An 8,152-nucleotide genomic window follows, 5' to 3' on the forward strand; every position below is an offset into this window, starting at 1 on the left:
GCGGTCGCGGCCTCCGATGCGTACTTCCCGTTCCCGGACGGCCTGGAGACGCTGGCGGTCGGAGGCGTCACGGCGATCGTGCACCCCGGCGGCTCGGTGCGCGACGACGAAGTGACCGCGGCGGCCGAAAAGGCCGGCGTGACGCTGTACCTGACCGGCGCGCGGCACTTCGCGCACTAGAGAGCCCATTAAAGAGCGTCGAGTGTGTGATTGTGTTACGCGAAATCGCGAAAAGCGTGCATCAACCCCACACTCGATAGCGGCGCGACCCGCGTTGAACTGCGCGGTAGCGTGGAGTGGTGACTGCAGCGAACAACCTGCCCCGCACCGTCGGCGAACTGCGTGCCGCCGGGCACCGTGAACGGGGAGTCAAGCAAGAAATCCGGGAAAACCTGCTGACCGCCCTCGCCGAGGACGAGGAGGTCTGGCCAGGCATCCTGGGCTTCGACGACACCGTTCTGCCGCAGCTGGAGCGGGCGCTGATCGCGGGCCACGACTTCGTGCTGCTGGGGGAGCGCGGCCAGGGCAAGACCCGGTTGCTGCGGGCACTGGTTGGCCTGCTCGACGAGTGGACGCCGGTGATCGCCGAGGCCGAACTCGGCGAGCATCCCTACTCGCCGATCACCCCGGAGTCGATTCGTAAGGTCGCGACCCTCGGCGACGATCTGCCGATCGAGTGGAAGCACCGCAGCGAGCGCTACACCGAGAAGCTGGCCACGCCTGACACCAGCGTCGCCGACCAGGTGGGCGACATCGACCCGATCAAGGTCGCCGAGGGCCGCAGCCTGGGAGACCCCGAGACCATCGCCTACGGCCTGATCCCGCGGGCGCACCGCGGCATCGTCGCGGTCAACGAGTTACCCGACCTGGCCGAGCGCATCCAGGTGTCGATGCTCAACGTGATGGAGGAGCGCGACATTCAGGTGCGCGGCTACACCCTGCGCCTGCCGCTGGACGTGTTGGTGGTCGCAAGCGCCAACCCCGAGGACTACACCAACCGGGGCCGCATCATCACCCCGCTCAAAGACCGGTTCGGCGCCGAGATCCGTACGCACTACCCGCTGGAGCTCGACGCCGAGGTAGGCGTGATTCTGCAAGAGGCGCATCTGAGTGCCCAGGTGCCCGATCATCTGATCCAGGTGATCGCTCGGTTCGCCCGCTACCTTCGGGAATCCAACTCGGTCGATCAGCGATCAGGAGTTTCGGCGCGGTTCGCGATCGCGGCCGCCGAGACGGTTGCCGCCGCTGCGCGGCATCGCGGCGCGGTGCTTGGCGAAACCGAGCCGGTGGCCCGGGTTGTCGACCTGGGCACCGTGATCGACGTGCTGCGCGGCAAGTTGGAGTTCGAGTCCGGCGAGGAAGGACGCGAGCAGGCCGTGCTCGAACACCTGTTGCGCCGCGCCACCGCCGACACCGCGTCTCGAGCGCTCGGTGGCCTCGATGTCGGTCCGCTGGTGACCGCGGTCGAGGGCGGTTCCGCGGTGACGACGGGGGAGCGTGTTTCGGCGAAGGATGTGCTGGCTGCGCTGCCCGATCTCCCTGTCATCGAGGCGATCGCCAAGCGGCTGGGCGCCGAATCCGAGGGCGAGCGCGCCGCCGCGCTGGAATTGGCGCTGGAGGCGCTGTATTTGGCCAAGCGCGTCGACAAAGTGTCCGGGGAAGGCGAAACCGTATATGGCTAAAGCGCATTCGTCCCGGTACTCGGCGTATACCGGTGGGCCCGACCCGCTGGCCCCGCCGGTGGACCTGCGCGAGGCGCTCGAGCAGATCGGGCAGGACGTGATGGCGGGCACCTCGCCCCGCCGGGCGCTGTCCGAGTTGCTGCGTCGGGGCACCAAGAACATGCCCGGGGCCGACCGGCTGGCTGCCGAGGCTAATCGTCGACGGCGAGAACTGTTGCGCCGCAATAATTTAGACGGGACTCTGCAGGAGATCAAAAAGCTCCTCGATGAGGCGGTGCTGGCCGAACGCAAGGAACTGGCCCGCGCTCTGGACGATGACGCTCGGTTCGGCGAGCTGCAATTGGATGCGCTCTCGCCGTCGCCGGCCAAGGCGGTGCAGGAGCTATCCGACTACAACTGGCGCAGCAGCGAGGCCCGGGAAAAATACGACCAGATCAAGGATCTGCTCGGTCGGGAGATGCTCGATCAGCGGTTCGCCGGCATGAAGCAGGCGCTCGAAGGCGCCACCGATGAGGACCGTCAGCGCGTCGGCGAGATGCTCGACGACCTGAACGACTTGTTGGACAAGCACGCCCGTGGCGAGGACACGCAGCAAGACTTCGACAACTTCATGGAAAAGCACGGTGAATTCTTCCCGGAGAATCCACGCAACGTCGATGAGTTGCTTGATTCGCTGGCCAAGCGCGCCGCCGCCGCGCAGCGGTTCCGCAACAGCTTGAGCCCGGACCAGCGTGCCGAGTTGGATGCGTTGGCGCAGCAGGCATTCGGCTCGCCGGCGCTGATGCAGGCGTTGAATCGACTGGATGCCCACCTGCAGGCGGCGCGGCCCGGCGAGGACTGGGAGGGGTCGGCGCAGTTCTCCGGCGACAACCCGCTGGGCATGGGCGAGGGCGCCCAGGCGTTGGCTGACATCGGCGAGCTGGAGCAACTGGCCGAGCAGCTGTCGCAGAGTTATCCCGGTGCGACCATGGATGACGTCGACCTCGACGCGCTCGCGCGCCAACTCGGTGATCAGGCCGCCATCGACGCGCAAACACTCGCCGAGCTCGAGCGTGCACTGGTCAATCAGGGCTTCCTGGACCGCAGCTCGGATGGCCAGTGGCGGTTATCGCCGAAGGCGATGCGAAGGCTCGGCGAAACAGCGTTACGCGATGTGGCAGAACAACTTTCCGGCCGTCACGGTGAACGTGACCACCGCCGTGCCGGCGCAGCCGGCGAACTGACCGGCGCCACCCGGCCCTGGCAGTTCGGTGACACCGAGCCGTGGAACGTCACCCGGACGCTGACCAACGCGGTGCTCCGGCAGGCCGGAACCTCGACTCTCGACGGTCCGAACCCGGCCATCAAGATTACCGTCGACGACGTCGAGGTGTCCGAGACAGAAACTCGAACGCAGGCTGCGGTGGCGCTGCTGGTCGACACCTCGTTTTCGATGGTGATGGAGAACCGCTGGCTGCCGATGAAGCGAACCGCGCTGGCACTCGACCATTTGGTGCGCACCCGATTTCGTTCGGATGCGTTGCAGATCATCGCGTTTGGTCGCTACGCCCGAACGATCAGCACCGCGGAGTTGATGGGCCTGGAGGGAGTGTACGAGCAGGGCACCAACCTGCACCACGCGCTGGCGTTAGCCGGCCGGCATCTGCGACGGCACCCCAACGCGCAGCCCGTCTTGTTGGTGGTCACCGACGGTGAGCCGACCGCGCACCTCGAAGACTTCGACGGCGACGGCTCCGCGGTGTTCTTTGACTACCCGCCGCATCCGCGGACCATCGCCCACACCGTGCGCGGCTTCGACGACATGGCGCGACTGGGCGCACAAGTGACCATCTTCCGGTTGGGCAGCGATCCCGGGCTGGCCCGGTTCATCGATCAGGTTGCCCGTCGAGTCGAGGGTCGGGTCGTGGTTCCCGATCTCGATGGCCTGGGTGCGGCCGTGGTGGGTGACTATCTGCGAGCCCGGCGGCGCAGGTAAATCGGTGGCCGTTGGCCTCACCGGCAACTGTCTCATTCGCCACAGGAGTCCCCGCGGGTTTGGGGTGTTCGTTGTGCCCACCTCTGAGCGACAAATCCGCCGCGCGGCTTAGGTTGTCGCTGTGAGGCGGGCAAACTGAGCGTCGGCTCTACCCAGAGATTCGTGGGGCAGATGTGACTGCCGCAGCCTGGGTGCGGCGCTGCGCATCCCGGTGTTCGTGGAGCTGGCCGCATCGCTCGATACCGCGAGGGCATCGCCGCTGGCCTATCCAAAGGACTGATCGAATCTAGCCATACTCGCGCTCGGCGGCCACCGGCCCTATCTGCGAGCCCGGCGGCGCAAGTAGCCGTTATTTCGGGCAGGTGTCGAACTGCTTGCGCAACCGCTGCTGCAACTCGCGAGCATCGGCGGTCAAATAGGTTTCCGGATGGAGTTCACTCGCGGCGTTCGGAAGGTAACCGCAGGCGCCAACTTGCACAGAACCGCTGAAATTCGGCAACTTGCCGGCGCTGTCCCCCTCCCACCGCCAACTTAGATTGAGCGCATGTGCCGGCCCCGCCCCGGTGATTCCGATTACCGACACGAGATCTTGGTAGGCGGTGTCGCGGTTGTGCAGACCGACGCTTAGGCTCGCGATCGCGCCGTGCGAACCCACTGTGATCGCCCAGATTGTTACCGGCATGGCTGCCATCTGCTGATCGACCCGCTGCTGATCCGCGGTGGTGAACGGAAACGCCACTTGCCATGAGGGCCCCGCGATATTGGAGGCCGGCTGCAAATCCACTGACACGTGTGCGTCGTCGCCAAACCCTTCACGTATCGCGGAAAACACGTCGTCGGAGGGTGTCGTCACCTGGGTGAGCTTCAAATCCGCTGTGGAGTTGTTACGGAAGATGCCCATCTCCGCGGTGTCGACGGCACCAGACAGCCGGCGAAGGTTTTCCGCATCGGCGGCGATGCTGCGCGGGTCGAGATCGGCACCACGGCCGACTCGGACGGTCCGGCTGGGCGTCACGGCGAATTCCGCTTTCTGGTCGAACGCGTTGAGCGAGCCGCCGCGCACGGCATTGATGCGTCCGACGACGTCCTCGATCTGCTTGGTGTCCGCGTTAGGCAGGAACACCACGATGCGAACGACGGCGCCCTGCTCAAAGTTGTTGGTGTAGCTCACGTCAGCGTCTTGGACGCCGGGCATCTCTTTGATCGCTAGCTTGAGCCGATCGGCTGCGGCCTTGCGGTCCGGTGCGCCGCAGGCACTGACCACGCAAGACAGTGCGAGCGCAATCGCGATGAGTAGACCCGCTGTTCGCCTCACGGGTGATACGCGGGGTTGGGGATGGGCAACCCGAACGGGCCCGGTCCGCTCGGAATAGTCGGCGGCGGTAGCACGGGAGGCATGACGAGATCGCTGGGCAGGCCGGCCAGCACCGCGGCCATGTTGTACCCGCTCATGCGGAGCTCGCCGTTGCTGCCGTCTCGCGCGTATTCGGAATGCCCGTAAGCCCGTTCGTGCAGAGCGCCATCCCCGGGACCCATGCCGGTGTTGACCGACAGTTGCGTCATGCCGGGAATGTCCTGCGGGGCGTCGCCGAAGGCGCCGAACTCGGGGATCACATCGGAGACATGGTCGTTGACACCAATCATGTAGTAAGCATGCCCCGGCGCAACACCCAACTGCGACGCGTTGGTGAGTTCAGTTCCCGGAGAACCGTACAAGACGACGTCGCTCACCGGTGCGCCCTCCTGCAGCGCCAAGCTGGTGACCAGCGAACCATAGGAATGACCGAACGCGGTGATGTGTTGATCCGGGACATTAGTGGTCGCGGCCAGACCCTTGTAGAAGTTGTTCAGCGGTCCCGCCGCGTCGTGGGCGTTCCAGTCGTGTATGACGTTTTTGAGATTGTCAGGTGCGTCGTAACCCAGGTACGCGATGGACGCGACCGCGTCGGGGTTCGGCATCCCCGCATTGCTGCGTAAGGTACTTGCCTCGCGGCGTTGGGTTTCGGCTTCCCGGACCATCGCGTCGACGCTGGAGCTGACCCGAGTGTTCAGACCGCCCACGGTCACCCCGACGCGTTCGGCATCGTCGACGTCACCAACGCCAACCGCGGCCAGCACCTTGTTCGGATTGCTGGTGGTGTCCAGCAGGATCAGGCTGCTGTCGGGATGGGCAGCCAGGGTGTTGCGGAGTGCGGTCAGGTCGGCCAGCTTCGCTTGGTCGGTGTGCCAGATGCCGTTGCCGTCGAGCCAGCCGTTTTGCAGCCGGGAGATCTCGCTTTGCAGCACTGGAAGATTGAGCTCGTTGCGGATGTTGTTGGGAACCCCGTCGAGGCTGCGGATCGACTGCGGGAACCAGTCTTTGAGCCGGTCTTGTTGTGCCGGCGTCAGCGACTGCCACCACTTGGTGACGTCGGCGGGTGCGGTGCCGCGCGGCGGCACCTTCGGCATTTTCGGTGGCTCGTGCGATGTTTCGGCGTTGACTTGGTCCGGTGACAAGTCGCCGTCGGCGCCGCGGATGGCCGCGGCCAGGTCCTCGTCAGCCGTTTGGGCGTCGGCCATTAGCCGGGTAAGTGCCTCGGCAACCCGAAGCCACGCAGCCTCGATCTCGCGCTGATCGGCGTCTGAGAAGGACGACAGATTCTCGGGCAGGCTTACCAACCCGGTCTGGTTGTCGATCGTGAGGTGATATTCGCGCGCGGTGTCTCGGATCATCTGCAGCCGCGCCTTGATCGCAACGATCTCGCCGGCCGCTTTCTCGGCGGCCCGGCCGACGGCATCACACGCATCGGCATGGTTGTCGAGGTTCAGCATGGTGCGATGCGCCGCCGCGCGTGCCGCGTCGGCGCTGTCACCGCCCCAATCCAGGAATTGCATGGTTTGGCCAAGCGCCGCCGATGCGGTGCGGGTACCGTGCGCGCGGCTGATCGCAGCCTGAAAAACGGCGTTGATGGCCTCCGGGCTCCAGCGATCAATATCAGCCAGAGTCAACGTCATTAGACGTGGGGACTCTCACCGCGGACCGCCTCGCCGACCCTGCGCACCGCCTCGGTGTTGCGGTCGTCCATGTCGGCGAATTCGACAGCGGCGAAATGCATGTCACACGAATGCTTCCCGAAACGGCGAAGATGAGCGTCGCTGGTGGTCTGCCAGCCGTCCAACAGGTTCGACAACGCGCCCGCCGAAACGCCCACCCACCCAGATTGAGCCCCTGCGGCCTCGGCGTGAGCCGACTGCTGCCGGGCCAGCAGATCCTCCCCGTGATTGGCCACTTCGTTGCCGGCCGCAGATAACGCCGTCGGGTTTACCCGCACCTTGTCTGCCATCGCCCAAGTATCGCATAACCGCAGGCGTCGGCCACTCACCAATAGTGCGCGTGACCAGGCCTTTCGCAAAAGGCTATTGCTGGTTTTTGCGGTTTTTCCGCTTGATGCCGACCCCGCCCCACAGGGCGAAACCGTGGATGCGCACGGTCGGCGCACCGGGCGTGCCTTGGCCGGCGACACTATGCTCAAATCCGCCCATCACGCCGTGGCCCTTGATCTCGACGTTGACTTCGGGAGGCAGCAGGATGGTTTGTCCACCCATAATCGAATACGCGTGGATCTCGACCTCGGTGGAGGTGAAGTCGGCGTAGCGGAGGTCGATCACGCCACCGCCCCACAGCGCGAACGTCGTCAACTTCTCCGGCACGTTCCACCGGCCGCGCCGCTCGAACGCGCTCATGATGGCCAGCAGCAGCATCGATGGCGCGGGGTTGCAGGCACCACCTCGTTGGGGGCTGACCGACGACCCCAGCAAATCAGACCGCAGCCGATCCAACTCGTCATACGTTTTCGCCGCATATGCCCTGGTGAGCCGGTCTTCGTAGTCGCTCATCTGCAGGCGGCCCTGGGCGGCAGCGTCAGTGAGCAGCTGGGCGACCTGAATGCGGTCGGTCTCTCCGGCACGCGTCATCGCGTTCGGCTGGCCTTGCGCGCCTTGCGGCGCTGGAGTGCTCATCGCTTACGAGCGTACGACGATCATGATTTGCTGCAAGTAACTTCGCTAAACTGTCGCGTCGCCCTCTTTAGGCCCCTCATTGGCCGGCCCATTGTGGCGGGCGTTTCTGCAGGAAAGCGAGCATGCCCTCGCGAGCTTCGTCGGAGACAAACAGCCGCGCCGAGTCGGAGCTGAGCTGCTCGGCGTCCCGGTCGAAGCCGTCCAGGATGGCGGCGGTGGTCAGTGCCTTCGATGCGGCCAACCCCTGCGGTGAGGCGCGTCCGATGTCGGCCACCAGCGCCGCCACCCCGGCCTCGACGTCGTCGGCGGCGATCGTGATCAGGCCGATCTCGGCGGCGGTGGCGGCGTCGAACGTCTCGCCGGTCAGGTAGTAGCGGGCGGCCGCGCGGGCGGACATTTTCGGCAGCAGCGTCAGCGAGATGATCGCGGGCGCGACCCCGATCCGCGCCTCGGTCAACGCGAAGCTACTGCGCGGACCCGCGACGGCGATATCGCA

7 protein-coding genes and 1 pseudogene are annotated in these 8,152 nt (G+C 65.7%); 3 read left to right on the forward strand and 5 right to left on the reverse strand.

All coding sequences use genetic code 11. The annotated features are described in order from the left end of the window. The 3 genes and pseudogenes from purH to WB785_RS03050 all read left to right on the forward strand — a co-directional run. Positions 1-180 (forward strand): annotated as a pseudogene (purH, locus tag WB785_RS03040) (bifunctional phosphoribosylaminoimidazolecarboxamide formyltransferase/IMP cyclohydrolase); the annotation flags it as partial. Positions 181-296: 116 nt separating this feature from the next. Further along, the gene (locus WB785_RS03045; RefSeq protein WP_424077221.1) at positions 297-1,682 is read left to right on the forward strand and encodes a sigma 54-interacting transcriptional regulator; all 1,386 of its coding nucleotides are present in this window, start codon (positions 297-299) and stop codon (positions 1,680-1,682) included. Next, complete coding sequence (locus WB785_RS03050) at positions 1,675-3,657, forward strand: vWA domain-containing protein (RefSeq protein ID WP_424077222.1); 1,983 nt, start codon at positions 1,675-1,677, stop codon at positions 3,655-3,657. Before WB785_RS03045 ends, WB785_RS03050 begins: the two co-directional genes overlap by 8 nt. 349 nt (positions 3,658-4,006) lie before the next feature. Here WB785_RS03050 and WB785_RS03055 read toward each other — a convergent pair whose 3' ends face one another. The 5 genes from WB785_RS03055 to WB785_RS03075 form a co-directional block, all read right to left on the reverse strand. Then, positions 4,007-4,972, reverse strand: a complete 966-nt coding sequence (locus WB785_RS03055; protein WP_424077223.1) for a hypothetical protein — start codon at positions 4,970-4,972, stop codon at positions 4,007-4,009. Beyond that, positions 4,969-6,651, reverse strand: a complete 1,683-nt coding sequence (locus WB785_RS03060; protein ID WP_424077224.1) for an alpha/beta hydrolase — start codon at positions 6,649-6,651, stop codon at positions 4,969-4,971. The genes WB785_RS03055 and WB785_RS03060 overlap by 4 nt, the downstream gene beginning before the upstream one ends. Beyond that, positions 6,651-6,980 (reverse strand): WXG100 family type VII secretion target, encoded by a 330-nt coding sequence (locus tag WB785_RS03065; RefSeq protein WP_424077225.1) that lies wholly within the window; start codon positions 6,978-6,980, stop codon positions 6,651-6,653. The genes WB785_RS03060 and WB785_RS03065 overlap by 1 nt, the downstream gene beginning before the upstream one ends. Before the next feature lie 73 nt (positions 6,981-7,053). After that, positions 7,054-7,656, reverse strand: a complete 603-nt coding sequence (locus WB785_RS03070; RefSeq protein WP_424077226.1) for a DUF1707 SHOCT-like domain-containing protein — start codon at positions 7,654-7,656, stop codon at positions 7,054-7,056. 76 nt (positions 7,657-7,732) lie between these two features. Then, positions 7,733-8,152: enoyl-CoA hydratase-related protein (locus WB785_RS03075; RefSeq protein WP_424077227.1), on the reverse strand; the 420-nt coding region annotated here is incomplete at its 5' end.

The organism is Mycobacterium sp. (assembly GCF_049585075.1).
GTDB lineage: Bacteria > Actinomycetota > Actinomycetes > Mycobacteriales > Mycobacteriaceae > Mycobacterium.